The 19,433-nt window shown below is 46.8% G+C and carries 10 protein-coding genes, 15 tRNA genes, 3 rRNA genes and 2 pseudogenes; 2 read left to right on the top strand and 28 right to left on the bottom strand.

Features of this window, described 5'->3' with window-relative positions; all coding sequences use genetic code 11:
• Positions 1–216 precede the first annotated feature (216 nt).
• From EI981_RS04715 to EI981_RS04705, 3 genes are all read right to left on the bottom strand, one after another.
• Positions 217–606, bottom strand: a complete 390-nt coding sequence (locus EI981_RS04715) for an iron chaperone (RefSeq protein ID WP_126995870.1) — start codon at positions 604–606, stop codon at positions 217–219.
• Positions 607–701: 95 nt separating this feature from the next.
• The gene (locus tag EI981_RS04710; RefSeq protein ID WP_126995868.1) at positions 702–1,553 is read right to left on the bottom strand and encodes a formylglycine-generating enzyme family protein; all 852 of its coding nucleotides are present in this window, start codon (positions 1,551–1,553) and stop codon (positions 702–704) included.
• 185 nt (positions 1,554–1,738) lie between these two features.
• Positions 1,739–2,374 carry a glycoside hydrolase family 11 protein gene (locus EI981_RS04705; protein WP_126995866.1) on the bottom strand — a complete coding sequence of 212 codons (636 nt, stop codon included), beginning with the start codon at positions 2,372–2,374 and terminating at the stop codon, positions 1,739–1,741.
• 410 nt (positions 2,375–2,784) lie between these two features.
• On the opposite strand from EI981_RS04705, the gene EI981_RS04700 reads away from it, so the two are divergent.
• A complete protein-coding gene (locus EI981_RS04700; protein ID WP_126995864.1) occupies positions 2,785–3,120 on the top strand; it encodes an ArsR/SmtB family transcription factor in 336 nt (111 codons plus the stop codon).
• A gap of 17 nt (positions 3,121–3,137) precedes the next feature.
• Positions 3,138–4,094, top strand: a complete 957-nt coding sequence (locus tag EI981_RS04695; protein WP_126995862.1) for a cation diffusion facilitator family transporter — start codon at positions 3,138–3,140, stop codon at positions 4,092–4,094.
• A 119-nt stretch (positions 4,095–4,213) separates the two neighbouring features.
• Here EI981_RS04695 and EI981_RS04690 read toward each other — a convergent pair.
• From EI981_RS04690 to EI981_RS04565, 25 genes and pseudogenes are all read right to left on the bottom strand, one after another.
• Positions 4,214–4,284, bottom strand: a tRNA-Gly gene (locus EI981_RS04690).
• 7 nt (positions 4,285–4,291) lie between these two features.
• A tRNA-Pro gene (locus EI981_RS04685) sits at positions 4,292–4,368 on the bottom strand.
• 26 nt (positions 4,369–4,394) lie between these two features.
• Positions 4,395–4,471: transfer RNA gene (locus EI981_RS04680), tRNA-Arg, on the bottom strand.
• 3 nt (positions 4,472–4,474) lie between these two features.
• Positions 4,475–4,549, bottom strand: a tRNA-Gly gene (locus EI981_RS04675).
• Between the two features lie 5 nt (positions 4,550–4,554).
• Positions 4,555–4,638 (bottom strand) — tRNA-Leu (locus tag EI981_RS04670).
• 30 nt (positions 4,639–4,668) lie between these two features.
• A tRNA-Lys gene (locus EI981_RS04665) sits at positions 4,669–4,744 on the bottom strand.
• Between the two features lie 6 nt (positions 4,745–4,750).
• Positions 4,751–4,825: transfer RNA gene (locus tag EI981_RS04660), tRNA-Gln, on the bottom strand.
• An 11-nt stretch (positions 4,826–4,836) separates the two neighbouring features.
• Positions 4,837–4,912: transfer RNA gene (locus tag EI981_RS04655), tRNA-His, on the bottom strand.
• 38 nt (positions 4,913–4,950) lie between these two features.
• A tRNA-Met gene (locus EI981_RS04650) sits at positions 4,951–5,024 on the bottom strand.
• Positions 5,025–5,033: 9 nt separating this feature from the next.
• Positions 5,034–5,109, bottom strand: a tRNA-Val gene (locus EI981_RS04645).
• 5 nt (positions 5,110–5,114) lie between these two features.
• A tRNA-Glu gene (locus tag EI981_RS04640) sits at positions 5,115–5,189 on the bottom strand.
• Positions 5,190–5,216: 27 nt separating this feature from the next.
• A tRNA-Ser gene (locus EI981_RS04635) sits at positions 5,217–5,308 on the bottom strand.
• 64 nt (positions 5,309–5,372) lie between these two features.
• Positions 5,373–5,445, bottom strand: a tRNA-Asn gene (locus tag EI981_RS04630).
• Between the two features lie 4 nt (positions 5,446–5,449).
• Positions 5,450–5,525 (bottom strand) — tRNA-Ala (locus EI981_RS04625).
• Positions 5,526–5,539: 14 nt separating this feature from the next.
• Positions 5,540–5,613, bottom strand: a tRNA-Ile gene (locus tag EI981_RS04620).
• A gap of 73 nt (positions 5,614–5,686) precedes the next feature.
• Positions 5,687–5,803, bottom strand: a 5S ribosomal RNA gene (rrf, locus tag EI981_RS04615).
• Between the two features lie 188 nt (positions 5,804–5,991).
• Positions 5,992–8,924, bottom strand: a 23S ribosomal RNA gene (locus EI981_RS04610).
• A 301-nt stretch (positions 8,925–9,225) separates the two neighbouring features.
• Positions 9,226–10,777, bottom strand: a 16S ribosomal RNA gene (locus EI981_RS04605).
• Together the 16S, 23S and 5S rRNA genes with 15 tRNA genes alongside form the textbook arrangement of a ribosomal RNA operon.
• Before the next feature lie 350 nt (positions 10,778–11,127).
• Positions 11,128–11,697 (bottom strand): GrpB family protein, encoded by a 570-nt coding sequence (locus EI981_RS04600; protein WP_127004360.1) that lies wholly within the window; start codon positions 11,695–11,697, stop codon positions 11,128–11,130.
• Positions 11,698–11,802: 105 nt separating this feature from the next.
• Positions 11,803–12,423, bottom strand: a pseudogene (locus tag EI981_RS04595) (flavin reductase family protein).
• A gap of 151 nt (positions 12,424–12,574) precedes the next feature.
• Positions 12,575–13,297 carry a TraX family protein gene (locus EI981_RS04590; protein WP_126995860.1) on the bottom strand — a complete coding sequence of 241 codons (723 nt, stop codon included), beginning with the start codon at positions 13,295–13,297 and terminating at the stop codon, positions 12,575–12,577.
• A gap of 222 nt (positions 13,298–13,519) precedes the next feature.
• Positions 13,520–13,870 carry a DUF2200 domain-containing protein gene (locus EI981_RS04585; RefSeq protein WP_126995858.1) on the bottom strand — a complete coding sequence of 117 codons (351 nt, stop codon included), beginning with the start codon at positions 13,868–13,870 and terminating at the stop codon, positions 13,520–13,522.
• Between the two features lie 145 nt (positions 13,871–14,015).
• Positions 14,016–15,194 carry a DUF4317 domain-containing protein gene (locus EI981_RS04580; protein WP_126995856.1) on the bottom strand — a complete coding sequence of 393 codons (1,179 nt, stop codon included), beginning with the start codon at positions 15,192–15,194 and terminating at the stop codon, positions 14,016–14,018.
• Positions 15,195–15,509: 315 nt separating this feature from the next.
• Complete coding sequence (locus EI981_RS04570) at positions 15,510–18,941, bottom strand: HEAT repeat domain-containing protein (protein ID WP_227011691.1); 3,432 nt, start codon at positions 18,939–18,941, stop codon at positions 15,510–15,512.
• Positions 18,942–19,200: 259 nt separating this feature from the next.
• Positions 19,201–19,383, bottom strand: a pseudogene (locus tag EI981_RS04565) (tRNA-dihydrouridine synthase); the annotation flags it as partial.
• Positions 19,384–19,433: the final 50 nt, after the last annotated feature.

Below are 19,433 nucleotides of genomic sequence, written 5' to 3'. Positions count from 1 at the left end.
TTGTTCGACGGGAATCGGCGAGATAAATAATCGCAATCCGGTGCCAGAAGCCTAGAGGGGGAAAACATTGAAACACAGACATAACATATTTAAGATGCATTATTTATAGATCGTTCAAAAGATTGACGAACACTTTCCTAACCACACAAAAAAGCCCCCATCCTCACCTGTTTATCACTGGTGTTAAATGGCGGCTTTGGCTGCAGAGAACATTATTTATTTTTTCTGCTTCGCTTTACGTTCTGCTTTGGCTATATTCTCGGACACTCGGAACTTCACAATCTTGGTGATCAAGTCATAGGGGATTGGCTGGCCGAAAGGGAACTGGATCGTTCCTTTACCTGCTTTATACGGTGCTAGCTCTTGCTCAAATTCATCAATCCCGCTAGGTGCTGGATAGAAGCCAATATGATTCTTGAACGCGGCAAAATGGACTACATTGCCCTGTTGCGCAAATGTCGGCATTTGATAGCTAATCTTCTCCACTGCATCAGGAGCTGCTTCACGGATAACCTGGCGGATCGCCTCGAGAATTTCCTGAATGTCCGGTGGAAATGTGGAAATATAATGATCTATCGATTCATAGGTTACCTTGCTTATGTCCATAGTAGCTCCCTCTCCATCATTTTCTTCCCAATATTATAACATCAATGCTTGTCCATATGTCCATGCGTAATTACTTACCACATAGCCTTGACTATCTACTCACTGCGAGCCACACGAAACCCTTGGTCAGGGCCAAGGCCATTCGCCTCGAACTTGCCACGGAAAGCAATTTCATTGTTGCTAACATCGCCAATCCAGCCGCCGCCCTTCACAACCCGAAAAGATCCGCTGCTGCTATCCAGATCTTCTCCATACCAGTTCCAGCACCATTCCCTTACATTTCCCGACATATCGTAAAGCCCTAACTCATTAGCCTTCTTGGCACCGACAGATTGGGTTTTATTTTTGTTGTCTTCTATTATTGGCCAATTCCAATCCCCTGATAAGTATTTATTTCCGGCATTTTTCCAATACCATGCTACATCATCAGCCTTATCGCTTCCACTGTAGGTGTAGCTCTTGCTCATCTGACCTCCACCAGCAGCATATTCCCACTCGGCCTCTGTCGGCAATCGGTAGCCGTTAGCTCCTTCATTCATCGTTACTACCCATTTCATATTATCGTTCTCGCTCATATTGTTCGGATCCTGTTTGTTCTGATCGATATTGTAGTACGGGGCCAGGCCCTCCTTGATACTTCTCTGATTGCAGTACTCAATCGCGTCGTACCAGGTTACCATTTCAACCGGCAAATTGTCTCCCTGGAATCCTGAAGGACTATACCCCATAACCTCGGCCCACTCTTTTTGAGTGACTTCATATTTGCCAATATAGAAATTTGATATGGTTACACTTTTTCCATAGTAGTTGGACTTCGTGTTCGTCATCGTCCCACCTTCCACAAATACAAGACTATTGTTAGTATCATTCTTCCCTAGCTTCTCTTGTGAACAAGCGCTGACAACTAATACTAGTGCTACTAGTAGGAAAGTGAATAATTTTCTCATGGATATATCTCCTTTAAACAGATGGAAAAAGTTGTTAAGTGTAGACATCTACAGAAGATAATTAATATAAGGCCGCCGGCTGTGAGCCGGCAGGCCTTTGGCGCTATTCAGTAATTCAAAGACTTTCTTAATACTTTAAAAAATCGGTCTGTCGCCTATCAATCGTCCTGCTCACAGTCGACCTGTTACCACACCGTTACGTTAGAGCTGCCACTACTTTGATATCCTTCTGTAGCCAACACTTGATAAGACCAGCTGCTGCCCAAATTCATTCCATAATTCTTCCATGTATTAACGTGGTTGCTAAATGTAATAGCAACGTTGCTTCCTGTCGCTCTCTTCGACTGACGAACACTCCAGAACTGTTGGAAGGTTTGTGTACCGTCAATGGAAGGAGCATTGTACCGCATGCTTGTATAAACGTCATACGTTCCCCCGTCACTTGATACAGTGCCTTTATACGTTCCAGTAGGGCGGTAAGTTCCCCAGCTATCTACAACGTAATATTCGATAAGCGAGTTTCTTGTCCATCCATAGAGAGTCAAATATCCGTTGCCATTTGGTGCCCAGACGCCAGCATTGTAGTTGACGGTTCTGGACGGTGAACCAGTACCCCAGCCTTTGCCTACAACAAAATTACCGGAGTTTGACCATGTCACACTGTAATTGCCGCCAGATCCATTAACCGCATTGACGGTTCCACCACCATCGGTCCAATTCTGCCAATAGTCTGTTGCTGCACTGGAGGTCACTGCAAACATACTAAAACTCATCGCTGCTACGAGTAATGCCGTCATTATTTTCCTATTAAACTTGAACATAAAATACCTCCTTAAATATATGATTTGCAACTACGCCCTACACTACTACCCTACATCCTTCTGTCGGTTTTACTTGCAGTACGTAACTTTTACTGTTTTTTCTTCCTTAAAATTCTAAATTTCACCTCCTTACTTGTAAATTATAGAAATAAAGCGTTTACATAACAACTTATCAAATTAAAGGTTTATCCGTCCTTTTTTTAGATATTTGAAAAAAATAGAATGTAAGAGGTGAATTCTAGTAGCTAACTCAGGGCCTTTGATCATGTATTTATCTTCGGGAAACGGCAAGACTGAAATGGATGTGGAACTTTCTGATTGACATTCTGTAGAGAGTATTATAATCTATGTATGACAATATGAGTATATGTTCATATACATCTGATTATCCTTATAGAGGGGTGTAATAAATGAGTGAAGAGCAGAAATACAAAGAGGCATTTAATGACGGAACGCAAGATTTGGATGAAGAAACGTTATTTGTCGTTTCGCAAACATTCAAAGCGTTGAGCGACCCAACAAGAATTCGCATTTTGCATTTATTATGTAAAGGGGAGCATTCTGTCAATGATATTGCGGAGATACTAAATTTAAGCCAATCGAGTGTTTCCCACCAATTACGTTTTTTGAAAAATTTAAGATTGGTCAAGTTTAGAAGAGCAGGCACTACTTTGTATTATTCAGAAGATGACGATCACGTTATGAATTTACTGGAGAAGGCAATTGAGCATGCTGCACATCTTTAATATAGGGGAGATATACAATGGGACACGATCATGGACATGACCATACACATGGTGCAAATAAAAAGACATTACTGATAAGTTTTATTATTATTACAGGCTATATGATTGTTGAGGCTTTTGGAGGATTCATTACCAACAGCCTTGCGTTATTATCTGATGCAGGTCATATGTTAAGTGACTCCATATCACTTGGTGTTGCCCTATTGGCTTTTACACTTGGTGGGAAGGTCGCTAACTATAATAAAACATATGGATACAAACGATTTGAAATATTAGCAGCGGTTCTTAACGGGGTGACACTCGTATTAATTGCGATCTATATTTTTTATGAGGCAATTCAGCGTTTTCAAAATCCACCTGAAGTTGCTTCAAGCGGAATGTTAATCATCTCTTCAATCGGCTTACTGGTCAATATTTTTGTTGCGTGGTTTATGATGCGCAGTGGGGATGTGGAAGAGAACTTGAATATGCGCGGAGCATACTTGCATGTGATTAGTGATATGCTTGGTTCCGTTGGTGCGATTATCGCAGCCCTGCTGATCATGTTCTTTGGTTGGGGCTGGGCAGATCCACTCGCAAGTGTCATTGTTGCCGCACTCGTATTACGCAGCGGTTACTATGTTATGAAATCCGGACTCCATGTCCTGATGGAAGGAACTCCACAAAATGTAGATATGAACGAAGTGATTCAAACAATCCAAAATACAAAAGGTGTCCATAGTGTTCACGACTTACACGTCTGGTCGATTACAAGCGGGTTAAATGCACTTTCCTGCCACGCAGTTGTAGATGATCAAATGTCCATTGCTGACAGTGAGCGATTGCTCCGTCAAATCGAACATGACCTTGAACACAAGAACATTCACCATATGACAATTCAATTAGAGACTTCTGCCCATCGACATGACAATTCGATTCTGTGTACCGTGAAGGCTGAAGCTTCTGGACACCACCAACATGACCACCAGCACTGATGGCAATTGCTAATGAATAAACTAAAATCCCACTGACCTTAATGGATCGGTGGGATTTTCTTATGAACGATCAGAATTTTTGCGCAAATAAAAAACCCTTGTACACCAAGGGTTTCTAAAGCGGGTGATGGGAATCGAACCCACGCTACCAGCTTGGAAGGCTGGAGTTCTACCATTGAACTACACCCGCAAAATGATGGTCGGGATGACACGATTCGAACATGCGACCCCCTGGTCCCAAACCAGGTGCTCTACCAAGCTGAGCTACATCCCGTGAAAAATACTGTTATTTAATTGAAATGGCGCGCCCTAAGAGATTCGAACTCCTGACCTTTTGATTCGTAGTCAAACGCTCTATCCAGCTGAGCTAAGGGCGCAAATGGAGCGGACGACGGGAATCGAACCCGCGACCCTCGCCTTGGCAAGGCGATGCTCTACCGCTGAGCCACGTCCGCAAGTATGGTGCGCGTGGAGGGACTTGAACCCCCACGTCAAAGACGCTAGATCCTAAGTCTAGTGCGTCTGCCAATTCCGCCACACGCGCACATTCACACTATATTCTCTAAGAGAATACTGGTGAGCCATGAAGGACTCGAACCTTCGACACCCTGATTAAAAGTCAGGTGCTCTACCAACTGAGCTAATGGCTCATAAAATGGCTGGGGATATAGGATTCGAACCTATGAGTGACGGAGTCAAAGTCCGTTGCCTTACCGCTTGGCTAATCCCCAATAAGATTAAATGGGGCGATCGATGGGACTTGAACCCACGAGTGCCGGAGCCACAATCCGGTGCGTTAACCCCTTCGCCACGACCGCCATAATATTGTTAATTGAGTTGTTAAGATTGAAGCTAATTGCGGGGGCAGGATTTGAACCTACGACCTTCGGGTTATGAGCCCGACGAGCTACCGGACTGCTCCACCCCGCGTCAATTATATGGTGGAGGCTAACGGGATCGAACCGCTGACCCTCTGCTTGTAAGGCAGATGCTCTCCCAGCTGAGCTAAGCCTCCATACATGGTGACCCGTAGGGGATTCGAACCCCTGTTACCTCCGTGAAAGGGAGGTGTCTTAACCCCTTGACCAACGGGCCATGTAATAAAGTATATAAAGATAATTATGGCGGAGAGAGAGGGATTCGAACCCTCGAGACGCTTGTGACGCCTACACGATTTCCAATCGTGCTCCTTCGGCCAACTCGGACACCTCTCCATGTATTTAGGTTCCCCAGAAAGTAATAGAATTAACAGTAATTCTTCACTTTCTGGGGAATTAACTCCCCGAACAGGACTCGAACCTGTGACAACTCGATTAACAGTCGAGTGCTCTACCAACTGAGCTATCAGGGAACATTGGTGGAGCCAAGCGGGATCGAACCGCTGACCTCCTGCTTGCAAGGCAGGCGCTCTCCCAGCTGAGCTATGGCCCCATACTGATATCAAATGGGCCCTAGTGGACTCGAACCACCGACCTCACCCTTATCAGGGGTGCGCTCTAACCAACTGAGCTAAGGGCCCTCATTAAGGAACACGATTCCACGAATAGTATGTATAAATATACTGGCGAAAAAAAATCCCCCAAAGGGGTTTCGCTTGGCGGCTTCCTACTCTCCCAGGACCCTTCGGTCCAAGTACCATCGGCGCTAGAGGGCTTAACGGTCGTGTTCGGGATGGGTACGTGTGGAACCCCTCCGCCATCGCCACCAAACGTGATTTGTCGAAGCTTTTGCTTCTCGAAATCCTGCAATCCCTTATTAAAAGGTTATGCGTCTTGGTTCAGGCATCAGCATCGCCAAATGCTGAAAGCAATCTTCTATTAAGTAATCACTTGAATCACTCAATATACAGGTTTGCTCCCTGAAAACTGGATACGAAACTCATTTGCATTTTAGATTTTTGGATAAGCCCTCGACCGATTAGTACCTGTCAGCTCCATACATTGCTGCACTTCCACCTCAGGCCTATCAACCTCGTCGTCTTCAAGGGGTCTTACTAATTGGGAAATCTCATCTTGAGGGGGGCTTCACGCTTAGATGCTTTCAGCGCTTATCCCTTCCGCACTTAGCTACCCAGCTATGCTCCTGGCGGAACAACTGGTGCACCAGCGGTGCGTCCATCCCGGTCCTCTCGTACTAAGGACAGCTCCTCTCAAATTTCCTACGCCCACGACAGATAGGGACCGAACTGTCTCACGACGTTCTGAACCCAGCTCGCGTACCGCTTTAATGGGCGAACAGCCCAACCCTTGGGACCTACTTCAGCCCCAGGATGCGATGAGCCGACATCGAGGTGCCAAACCTCCCCGTCGATGTGGACTCTTGGGGGAGATAAGCCTGTTATCCCCAGGGTAGCTTTTATCCGTTGAGCGATGGCCCTTCCATGCGGTACCACCGGATCACTAAGCCCGACTTTCGTCCCTGCTCGACTTGTCAGTCTCGCAGTCAAGCTCCCTTTTGCCTTTGCACTCTTCGAATGATTTCCAACCATTCTGAGGGAACCTTGGGGCGCCTCCGTTACTCTTTAGGAGGCGACCGCCCCAGTCAAACTGCCCGCCTGACACTGTCCCCGCACCGGATCACGGTACTAGGTTAGAACTCCGACACGATCAGGGTGGTATCCCAACGGCGCCTCCACCGAAGCTGGCGCTCCGGATTCCTAGGCTCCCACCTATCCTGTACAAATCGTATCAAAGTCCAATATCAAGCTGCAGTAAAGCTCCATGGGGTCTTTCCGTCTTGTCGCGGGTAACCTGCATCTTCACAGGTATTAAAATTTCACCGGATCTCTCGTTGAGACAGCGCCCAAGTCGTTACGCCATTCGTGCGGGTCAGAATTTACCTGACAAGGAATTTCGCTACCTTAGGACCGTTATAGTTACGGCCGCCGTTTACTGGGGCTTCGGTTCATAGCTTCGGGATAAATCCCTAACCACTCCCCTTAACCTTCCAGCACCGGGCAGGCGTCAGCCCGTATACTTCGCCTTGCGGCTTCGCACAGACCTGTGTTTTTGCTAAACAGTCGCTTGGGCCTTTTCACTGCGGCCCCCTCGTGCTATTCACACTACCGGGGCACCCCTTCTCCCTAAGTTACGGGGTCATTTTGCCGAGTTCCTTAACGAGAGTTCTTCCGCGCGCCTTAGAATTCTCTTCTCGCCTACCTGTGTCGGTTTGCGGTACGGGCACCTTCACCTGGCTAGAGGCTTTTCTTGGCAGTGTGAGATCATGACCTTCGGTACTATAAATTTTCCCTCCCCATCACAGCCCAGCCTTAACGATGTGCGGATTTGCCTACACATCAGCCTCACTGCTTGGACGAGCATCCATCAGCTCGCGTCACTACCCTCCTGCGTCACCCCATTGCTCATAGCGGTTTACGGTGGTACAGGAATTTCAACCTGTTGTCCTTCGACTACGCCTTTCGGCCTCGCCTTAGGTCCCGACTTACCCTGAGCGGACGAACCTTCCTCAGGAAACCTTGGGCTTTCGGCGGATCAGATTCTCACTGATCTTTTCGTTACTCATACCGGCATTCTCACTTGTATGCAGTCCACCAGTCCTTCCGGTCCAACTTCAATCCGCATACAACGCTCCCCTACCCCTGATACATAAGTATCAAGCCATAGCTTCGGTGGTGTGTTTAGCCCCGTTACATTTTCGGCGCAGAGTCACTCGACCAGTGAGCTATTACGCACTCTTTAAATGGTGGCTGCTTCTAAGCCAACATCCTGGTTGTCTGTGCAACTCCACATCCTTTCCCACTTAACACACACTTGGGGACCTTAGCTGATGGTCTGGGCTGTTTCCCTTTTGACAATGGATCTTAGCACTCACTGTCTGACTCCCGGATAATAAGTCTATGGCATTCGGAGTTTGACTGAGCTTGGTAACCCTTGGCGGGCCCCGCACCCAATCAGTGCTCTACCTCCACGACTCTTCTTTCCGAGGCTAGCCCTAAAGCTATTTCGGGGAGAACCAGCTATCTCCGAGTTCGATTGGAATTTCTCCGCTACCCCCACCTCATCCCCGCACTTTTCAACGTACGTGGGTTCGGGCCTCCAGTGCGTGTTACCGCACCTTCACCCTGGACAGGGGTAGATCACACGGTTTCGGGTCTACGCCTACAAACTTAGTCGCCCTATTCAGACTCGCTTTCGCTGCGGCTCCGTCTTCTCAACTTAACCTTGCTTGCAAACGTAACTCGCCGGTTCATTCTACAAAAGGCACGCCATCATCCATATAGAGGACTCTGACTTCTTGTAAGCACACGGTTTCAGGATCTATTTCACTCCCCTTCCGGGGTGCTTTTCACCTTTCCCTCACGGTACTGCTTCACTATCGGTCACTAGGGAGTATTTAGCCTTGGCAGATGGTCCTGCCGGATTCATACGGGGTTTCACGTGCCCCGCACTACTCAGGATCCGTCTCGGAGGGATTAGAATTTCGGTTACAGGGCTTTTACCTCTTTTAGCGGGCCTTTCCAGACCTCTTCGCCTACCCTAATCCTTGGTAACTCCATGTGAGACGTCCTACAACCCCAGAGAGCAAGCTCCCTGGTTTGGGCTGTTCCGCGTTCGCTCGCCGCTACTGACGGAATCACTATTGTTTTCTCTTCCTCAGGGTACTTAGATGTTTCAGTTCCCCTGGTATGCCTCTTCATACCCTATGTATTCAGATATGAGTGACTGGAGATTAATCCAGCCGGGTTTCCCCATTCGGACATCCTCGGATCGACGCTTGCTTACAGCTCCCCGAGGCAGTATCGTTGTTCGCCACGTCCTTCTTCGGCTCCTAGTGCCTAGGCATCCTCCGTGTGCTCTTAGTAGCTTAACCATGATTTTTCCCAAAGGGAAAATATCAAACCACTAATCTATAAACTTGTTTTGACACAAGTTCAGCTTAAAGGAATGTTTCTAAAACGCAAATTTCGTTTCGTATATCCAGTTTTCAAGGATCAAAGACAAAATTTAAAACGATCACGCAAGTGACGTTTGAAATTTCTGTCAAGTTGAGAGTTGAACTCTCAAAACTGACCAACGAGTGAGCTAAGAGCTTTACGAAGTAAAGCTTGCTTCGGAAGCATAGTTCCTGAAGACTTTTGAATGTTCTCGTTGCAGAGAACGATTCTCCATAGAAAGGAGGTGATCCAGCCGCACCTTCCGATACGGCTACCTTGTTACGACTTCACCCCAATCATCTACCCCACCTTCGGCGGCTGGCTCCTTGCGGTTACCTCACCGACTTCGGGTGTTGTAAACTCTCGTGGTGTGACGGGCGGTGTGTACAAGACCCGGGAACGTATTCACCGCGGCATGCTGATCCGCGATTACTAGCAATTCCGACTTCATGCAGGCGAGTTGCAGCCTGCAATCCGAACTGAGACTGGCTTTTTAGGATTCGCTCCACCTCGCGGCTTTGCTTCCCGTTGTACCAGCCATTGTAGTACGTGTGTAGCCCAGGTCATAAGGGGCATGATGATTTGACGTCATCCCCGCCTTCCTCCGGTTTGTCACCGGCAGTCATTCTAGAGTGCCCACCCGAAGTGCTGGCAACTAAAATCAAGGGTTGCGCTCGTTGCGGGACTTAACCCAACATCTCACGACACGAGCTGACGACAACCATGCACCACCTGTCTTGAATGCTCCGAAGAGGGCACCTATCTCTAGGTGTTACATTCAGATGTCAAGACCTGGTAAGGTTCTTCGCGTTGCTTCGAATTAAACCACATACTCCACTGCTTGTGCGGGTCCCCGTCAATTCCTTTGAGTTTCAGTCTTGCGACCGTACTCCCCAGGCGGAATGCTTAATGTGTTAACTTCGGCACCAAGGGTATCGAAACCCCTAACACCTAGCATTCATCGTTTACGGCGTGGACTACCAGGGTATCTAATCCTGTTTGCTCCCCACGCTTTCGCGCCTCAGCGTCAGTTACAGCCCAGAGAGTCGCCTTCGCCACTGGTGTTCCTCCACATCTCTACGCATTTCACCGCTACACGTGGAATTCCACTCTCCTCTTCTGCACTCAAGCTACCCAGTTTCCAATGCGACCTAAGGTTGAGCCTTAGGATTAAACACCAGACTTAAATAGCCGCCTGCGCGCGCTTTACGCCCAATAATTCCGGACAACGCTTGCCCCCTACGTATTACCGCGGCTGCTGGCACGTAGTTAGCCGGGGCTTTCTTCTCAGGTACCGTCACTCCGATAGCAGTTACTCTACCGGACGTTCTTCCCTGGCAACAGAGCTTTACGATCCGAAAACCTTCATCACTCACGCGGCGTTGCTCCGTCAGACTTTCGTCCATTGCGGAAGATTCCCTACTGCTGCCTCCCGTAGGAGTCTGGGCCGTGTCTCAGTCCCAGTGTGGCCGTTCACCCTCTCAGGTCGGCTACGCATCGTCGCCTTGGTGAGCCGTTACCCCACCAACTAGCTAATGCGCCGCAGGTCCATCTGTAAGTGACAGATTGCTCCGTCTTTCATTATCTCCCCATGCGAGAAAATAAATTATCCGGTATTAGCTAACGTTTCCGCTAGTTATCCCAGTCTTACAGGCAGGTTACCTACGTGTTACTCACCCGTCCGCCGCTAACCATCAGGAGAGCAAGCTCTCCATCAAGTCCGCTCGACTTGCATGTATTAGGCACGCCGCCAGCGTTCGTCCTGAGCCAGGATCAAACTCTCCAATAAAGTGTTTCATTGAAAGAGCGATTAGCTCATTTTGAATCTGACTTATTTCTTAGATTTCACTTGACGTGAAACCCGCTCACTCGTTGTTCAGTTTTCAAAGATCAACTTCGTTTTCAGTGTCGCCGCGTTCTCAGCAGCAACTCTTATAATATATCATATCCGATTCGTAATTACAAGTATTATTTTTTAATTTCTTTTTCAGAAGCTGTCCAACAATGCTTCAAATTAACGACCGGATATATAATGTACCACGCTGGCTCACTCATTACAACACATAAAATATTCCAATTACTTTTTCGTCGCTCATTCTTCCTAATAAACTTTAAAGATCTTACGTACTATTCCAGATTTTATGGCTGATACCTTACGCCATACTCCTTTCTTGCTATGTCCGTATATTTCTGAACAAACTCTCCTTTTGCCTGCGTGTATCCGTCTCTGTCGTGTTGATACTGCTCTTTTAGAAGAATCTTGAGTTCAACATATTCTGCCGCTACTTCTGGGTGAGTATTCAAATAATCTCGAAAATACAGTTCGCCCCAATCCCCACTATGTCGGACATGAATATGAACAGCCTGCCCACAAAAACCATTAGGGGTATAACCCTTTATATACATTATAATGTCACTCTCGGGTGTATTGACGACATAACCTGCCTCTAGCATCGTTTCTGTTATGCTCTGTATATCGGTATCTACTTCCACCTCAATCAGAATGTCAACGGTTGGCTTCGCAATAAGTCCATCAACTGCAGAACTTCCAATGTGATTGATTCTAACCATTTTATCCCCAAAGATGGACTGCAAATGATCTTTTTCTTTGAGGAAATACTCTTTCCATTCTGGATTATGTTCTTCAAGCAAAATGGGAAACAACTGAGCAAGCTGTTCATCTGTAACATTTGAAAAATCCTGTCTCATGATCACTAATTACCTGCCTTCTTTAATTAAATGGCTATCCACCAGAACACACCATATTTATCGATAAGATTAGAACAGCATGGATTCCAATCAATTACAACTCTATTATACGGAATCCGGTCCGAATACTGGTGCTAATTTTGATACAGACAACTGTTCACTGAGGCCAAAATATTCACAAAAATTCATGATCATTGGATTCCATTTAGAAGGATCCACATAGTTCGAGTTCGCATCCATTAGAAGGTAATCTTCTATATGAACTTTTTCAATGCGTACTTCAATAGCGACAAGAGAACTTGGTTCTTCGAATGGATGTAATTTCACAAACTTGGCTTCTAAATGAACGGGGCATTCTTTGACGCGCGGTGCTTGAACTAGTTGTGAAGGAAGAGGAGTTAGCCCTGCGATACCGAACTTATCTGCTTCGTACTTATAACCTCTCATTGCTTTGGATTCTGGCACCGGATTTCGACCCGTTAATAGAGTCAACCGATCAATGGCAGGAATTAAATCAACGGACGGAAGATTGAGTACACATTCGCCTTCACGGATCAAATTCTGAACTGTCTGAGACTTGCTGCTTAACCCGAGCATACAAGATTGATTAAGTCACCAGGCTGAAGACATTGGAGCCAAATTTGGCGTACCGTCTTCGTTCATAGTACTGATAAGCACAACAGAAGTACCAAAGTAAAGAATTTTAGGGTTGATTACCGTATGCATAAGCGTTCCACTTCTCCTCTGTGATCAATTTTTAGTTAATATATCACAGGCCGTTTACAGGATATAGAGATATGGAATATGACAGCAAGATGTCAAAATATTAGATTAGAAAATAGTGTGGCTAGTAAAGCAAATCCCAAATGAAAAGGTGTTATTTAGAACCGATGTAAGCAATTGTTGTGATTATCCATAAATGAGCCGGATAGAAGACATAGAAGAAATACTTCGCAAATTTAGAGTTGCTCCCTCTTTTGCCATCATACATATACAAAAACGGAATAACGAAGATAAACATAAAGTCCGAATTAAATGCCAGCATTTTTATTGTCGTTAAGACATTTCCGTAATTTACAAATGACATCAAGAACAAAACAAGCGAAAGACATAAATAACCGATGTTTCTGAATTTGTTTTTACCGTAGGTGAAATAGGTTATAAGCATAAACGGCAGGATTACCATACCGCCTTCGGCTATTAAAATTCCAACCACTATTAAAACAACGGAACATGTAAAACCCCATATTTTATTATTAATTCGGCTTAGTGCAGTTAGCATTAATACACCGATGGCCAGAGTTAAAAAGATATTGTTCTGAATTGCAATACCGCGATCTTCAAACATGAAGGTCAGTAAATAGTTGCCTGCAAACATAACGGCTGCCCATGAAAACAATCTCGTAGAATACTTTCTCAGATTGCTTGTATGCATAAAGCCTTCCACAGCGGTATATGCAAACCATACTCCGACTACTCTTGTAACAACATGAAAGATCATTACCCAATTTTCTGGTATAGAATAAGTGATATGGTCCAAGACCATTAAACACGCCATGATTAATTTAATTTGAAATCCGTTAAGCTTCATTTTTTGCATATATCATTTATCTCCTTTTCTTTGTCTCTCCTCCTCGTTCGTTCTTTATCGATTATAATTTTCTACGTAAAATCTTACGATCTATATAACTTACATCATCCTTACTTATTTGTAATAAAACAAAATATACGGGTAAATTCCTTTATGACATAGAAAAGGACGTAGTTTCCTACGTCCCCTCATACTATAAACTTTCAGATCCAAATAGTTCTTTCTGTTATACTATTTCCGCAAAATCTTCTCCATTGTCTTCCCCTTTGCTAACTCATCGATCAGCTTATCCAAATAGCGAATTTCCTGCATCGTTGGTTCTTCGATGTCTTCCACTCGGACACCGCAGACCACACCTTTGATCAAATTACGCGAAGGGTTTAGTTGGGGAGCATCCGCAAAGAAAGTCTCAAAGTCAGTCTTTTTTTCCAGTTGCACTTCAAACTCTTCCTGGCTATACCCTGTCAACCAACGGATGATTTCATCGACTTCTGCTTTCGTACGTCCTTTCCTCTCCGCTTTCGTGACATAATGGGGATAGACACTTGCGACACTCGTTGTAAAAATCCGATGTTTGGTCATGATACATCCTTCTCCGTTTTCTATATTTGTCAGTAACTATCACTATTTTGCCGCGACGATTATCGCAGTCCCATTTTTCCGGAAATAGTAATTCCTCAATATTGGATAAACATACTTCACATTATTTTACAATAGATGAACGAGTCTATAATAGCGTTTCTGTACTAAGCGTAAAGCCTTCGATGACGGCATCCTCGTCGACCTCAATCAGGATGCATCGTCTCCCTTGATAATTCACCTGCTTCACATACCTTAAATCCTGCGGGCTGACAGTAATCGTGGCTACCTTGGTATCGATCTTGATCGATTTTGATGTGAATTTCGGGATCACGCTGTTCGCCTTCAGTTCATAGTTCTTATCGTCAACGATAGTCTCAAACGCCCGTTCCACGGCTTCCTTTGTTACATTGTCTATCCCGCTTGCGGTCAGCACGCGCTCCACATCGGTATAATCCAGCTTCGCAGGTTCCTCTTCATCCTGGTGGGATTCAATCACATGATGAATCTCCTCGTACACGTGTGCGATCGTGGCTGAGTCCAGCTGTTCACCAGCCACTTCCTTCACGATGTCTTCAAAGATCCCTCGCTCTTCCATTGCCGTCACAGATCGCTGCGCATTCAAGACCTCAGAGATGAACCGCTCATTCGGATCATTCGATTTCCCCGTACAATAGAGAACCCGGTTCACGTCGGAATAATTGTCCGTCACACTGGGATAAAAGAACCCTTGCTCCGGTGTGCTGAGCTTGATAATCGGATCTACAATGATATTGTACTTAAACTCTCTCTCCACATAGTCGAACAAGAGAGCCTTCCGCTGCTTTTCCGTAGAGTTCACGCTGCATAGAATGAACGGATGTCCGAACACTTCGTCATTCCCTGTCTCCTCGGCTTCCTCATTCCTTGCCTTGGTCGGCCGGTAGTATTGTCCGCGTACGAACGTAATGACCGTATCCCGTTCATACGTCGTGTCCGCCATCATTTTGTCTACGAGCAGCAGCATCAAATCCTGCCATTCCTCCGGGTCTCCCGTCTGCATAGCTTGGTGAAGCAGCACCCGTGAAGGGTCTTTCTGATCTTCCGCTTCCTCCTGAAACTTGAGCTCGAACAGCTTATGATCCAATTCACCGGTCAGCAGCTTTTTGAAATTACCCATGTACAGTTCCTGCTTCTCCCGGTCCACTAACTCAAAGGGATTCCGCTCCCAGTGATAGATTTCGTTCGTTTCCTTCATAATGTACACGTTAAGAATATCGTAAATATTCATCAAATGATTATCCAGCTTAAACTGCTTGCGTATATGTGCGACTTCTTTTTTGTTCATATCGGATTTGGCAGCTCCTTAGATATATATAAATTATTGGAACGTAAATTTATTAGCGATCTTACGGCTTGCATTGCTGTGCCTAGGGTCAATTCTCCTGTGCACCTGATCTTCTATTGTTGCATATTTGAATACCGGAGTCGAGGAATTTCCTTGTGGGAACCCATACCAAAAAGAGATATCCTTACTCGAAGGATACCTCTTCTGGAAACTCGAATATCTTCATTCAAACAACCTTTGATGTTTATGAAAAAATCGGCAAAAGAATTGTACATTGTCCAGTTCAAACCATTCTGCCGTTTGCAAACAGCCCTTCTATTCAAGAACGGTCCAAATATCCAGTGCCGCCAGACGAATCGCCTCATGCTCATGATTCCGGTACGCTCTTAGACGGTCGGTACAAGCCTGGTTCCACAATAATGATGTTCCCGCAACCTTCAGCAAAGAAAGCCCGATATATTGGGCCGCAAACGGCTTCTGATCTCTCAAATTGTCCACCAGGTCCAGAATCGCCTCCGGTCTCCAATACGCCTGGCTGGCATTTGCTGCCCGAGCGATCTGTCTGTAGGAGTAATCCAACAGATGTGGATGCGTGTCCACCATTTGAATCACAGGGTCCAAATGCAGCGCTGCCTGATCCGCGTGGTTCCATTCAACAATCGCTAGATATAACTTGATCGCGGCTGATCTCAGGGTTTCTTTGGATTTAAGAGCATCGATCATGCCCGTATATAAAGGAATGAGTACCCGCCTTGCATTTGGAGGCAAAGAGGTCAGCTTGTCTATCAATGCCACCAGACGCTGTCGCTCTGGAAGGTCTCTCTCCGGTGCAGCATTCCATTCGGCCTTCGTCTCCGTGTCGGCCAACTGTGTGCAAACGCCGATGACCCAATCATTCACCTTCCCGTCACGACTAGCCACAATGAGAGTATCCAACGCGGCCTTCCATCTGGTGTTATCCTCCAAATCAAGAATCGTTCTGCTGGTGGAAGCCGCTACCTTCTCCTCACTTCCATTCACCCAAAGGCTCATGGCTTGGAAAGCCTCTCTTGCCACAACAGCATCGGCATGTCCTGCAATCTCGATAATCAATTGCAAATACCTTGGCCTGGCCTCCACGGGAAGTCCACCAGAATACTGGTTAAGTAGGCTTCTTGCGATATCACGCTGCGGAGAAGCAGCCATGGCACTTATCATGGTCCAGCTGCGTTCATCATCGAGCCATTGTCTGGCAGCATGACCTATGGCGATCATCACATCTTTGTGTACATTCGGTTTCTCGTATTCACGGATAAGAATCGCCATGCTCTCGCTGCTTTTATAAGCTCCAAGCAGCCGAATGGCCTCCTTTCTGACCGTGATTTTCAATTTTTCCCGATTCAGCAGGTCCGACAGCATGGACGTCAACAAGACCGGGCTCACCCTGCGCATGCATCTGGGGATCGAGTACATGGCGACCCGAGCACGGTCTCCATCCAGGTTGCCCAGCAATACAGGAAGTGCCTTCTCCGGCTCTTCCCATAACGAAAATGCGTAAAGGGCTGCCTCGACGACATGCACTTCCTGATCCCGTAGCAGGACCTCCAGTTGATCGGAGCAATAATCCGGCATGACTGCCAAGCTCCGCATCGCCGCTGCACGTTCATGGAAACTTCGTTTGGCATCCAATGCCACCCGTTCCAAGAGGGAAGCTAATGCCTTTTGCTGGCGCGGCAGCCACCGGTGAAACCCATTATAGGCGGGCACAACGTAAATCGTTTTTCCCGATAAATGCTTGCCTTTGATGATTTTCCCCGAGATGAACGGGTCCAACCACTCCTGACGCTTCAGATGCAGATGTATAAATACGTCGTGGAATGAGATGAAGGATGGGTCTCTGTCCAGCAGTTCTCTAACCCTCGCATCCCGGGTTCCATACGGTGCCAGCCAATAATGGACCGCCTGCGGCGATACCGTTTTAGCCTTCAGCAGTTCCTCCAGCAGCAGCTGAAGCTTCGGCAATCGATCCACGGCTTTTCCGAACAAATCAGCCATACGCAGGACCACACTTACGTTTTCGCGCTTGTTCGCTTCTACACCAAAGGCATAAATCTCATCAAACAACGCTTCCAGTGCAGAACTTGGTATGCTATCCCAATCCATGGAGAACAACGCAAACTGACCATCCCGCATCGTCAATCTTCCAAACGTTCTCAAAGCGAACTTGAATAGATCGCCCTTCGGCTCCAATGCATTTTCACGCAGTATGGCAAAAGCCAGTTTCTCCGTGGCGGACCTTGTCCCGTACGAAGTGTCCCTGGCTTCAACCACGCTATCCACCAGCACAGTCAGATCATTCACATGCTCTTCCTTAAACATTGGAGCAGGACAGTTTGAGAGCTCGACCATAACTTGCCAGCGAACCGGATCCTGGTCGTTCTTGATTCTAATCAGGAAGCGCAGCGTCTCATCCATTCCGCTTCGGGATAGCGCTGTACTCCGAACGAGGTGGGCATAGGCCGTAGCACGCTCATCCGCATTGGACACCTGAACGGCTTGCTCCAGCTTCTCCCTGGCGTTAACAATTAAACGGCGCGCCGTCGTTTCGAGCATGTCATCCCGATGATCACAAATGTCGCGAAGTTCCAGCATGCGGGCAGCTTCCTTGTCACGCAGTCGATGCGGTAGTACATCCAGTAGCGGCATAGAGAAAATGCGTGTCTTCCGCCCGTCTTCCTTATAAGCGGCATCAAACATCGCTTCGCGACAAGACGGCGCAAGGGTATCCAGCACCTTGGCTAGATGCACAGGCTGATCTGCGAGTAATGTAGCCAGTGTGGTCCACTGCGCTGTGGTAAAATATTTTCTCTTTTTCAAAACGCCTGCCGGAACGCCATGATTCAAAAGATATTCTCGTGTCTCCTCACGTGTCAGCAGTTCGAATACGTCCTCAGGGCTGGCCTGAATCAGAATGCCCAATTGCTGCTTGAGTACAGGATGAATCATATCTGTCGGCCCAAGCGTAAGCGCACATTCCAACACGATCGCCGGTCTTGTAACACTCAGTACTTCAATCGCCGATGAGAACGTCCACCATATATTGGCCTTTTCCTGATGCGTTGCGTTCTGCAAAGCATTCTTGAAATACGCTGCAACAGGATCGGGATAGTACTTCGTTAGGAGCCGCCAATTGCGTAACGCATACCCCAGCTCAGGAAGCCTGCTGAGAACCGTCTCTTCACTGCACACGGCCAATAATAAGGACGCTTCTTGTGCCCCCCACCGGTCAAGCACGAGCGGCAACAGACGTTCCGCCCAATCCTGACGATATGTATTCAAGATGCTCCGCAGCAATTGGCGTCGGCAATGATACGACATCAGAGCGATTTCGGATTCAACCGAAAAGTCCGGATCTGTCACCACTTCTGGCAGTAATCCAGCTGCCCGGACCCTAACTCCTGCCTTAGAATGCTTCAGGGCAAACAAAACCGCACGAGCATCATTTACTACACACGCACCAGTCAATGCCAAATGCGCCTCATAGGCGGTGCCGCTTTCGAGCAAGGATACGAGCAGCGCGGAATAATCCGCATCTCCTTTATGGTGGCGTCCCAGAAGCGCCATCCGCTTCATCCTGCCTGAATAACCCAACGAGTCCAGCTCCATGAGCAATTGCTCTTTGTTCATCAGATCATTGTTATATGTCATCATTTCCTCTCCCATCATGTTCATATAACCGATTAAAATTTCTCCGAAATCGATTTGCACAAGCTCTCCTGGAAGTATATAACTTCTTCATAAGCGAAGGCTTCTCCTTTTCGATGCTGCATATCGGGGTTTCTGCTTTTGAACGGGGCAAAACGCTGCATACAAAAAGAGATGCCTCTAGGTGTCCATAAGCGGCCCTTTGAGTCATCCCTTTTAGCTCAAGATGATGCATATCCGAATTTAGTTATTCCAGTATTGCTTGGCAATCTGTTGACCTTGATCGATTTTAGCACCGTTCATCTACCTCATCATGATCCTTGCTTAACCAGTCGCGCCATTCGTCTACGCTACTAAAACCGAGGCTTGTTTTTACACTTACGGGCAGTCCCCCGGCTTTGGCGGCCTGGATAATATCCACTGCAATTTCGGGACGGCAGATCAGGCTGCTTCCCTTCCCATTCTCTGCTACATTCGCTACAAGACAACCCATATTAATATCGATGCAGCCCCATTGGTGTCCAAATGTTTCAGTGAAAGCACTCCTAGAACGAT

The organism is Paenibacillus lutimineralis, from assembly GCF_003991425.1.
Lineage (GTDB): Bacteria > Bacillota > Bacilli > Paenibacillales > Paenibacillaceae > Fontibacillus > Fontibacillus lutimineralis.
Note: the sequence above shows the minus strand (reverse complement) of the source record. Positions and strands in the feature narration are given on the sequence as shown.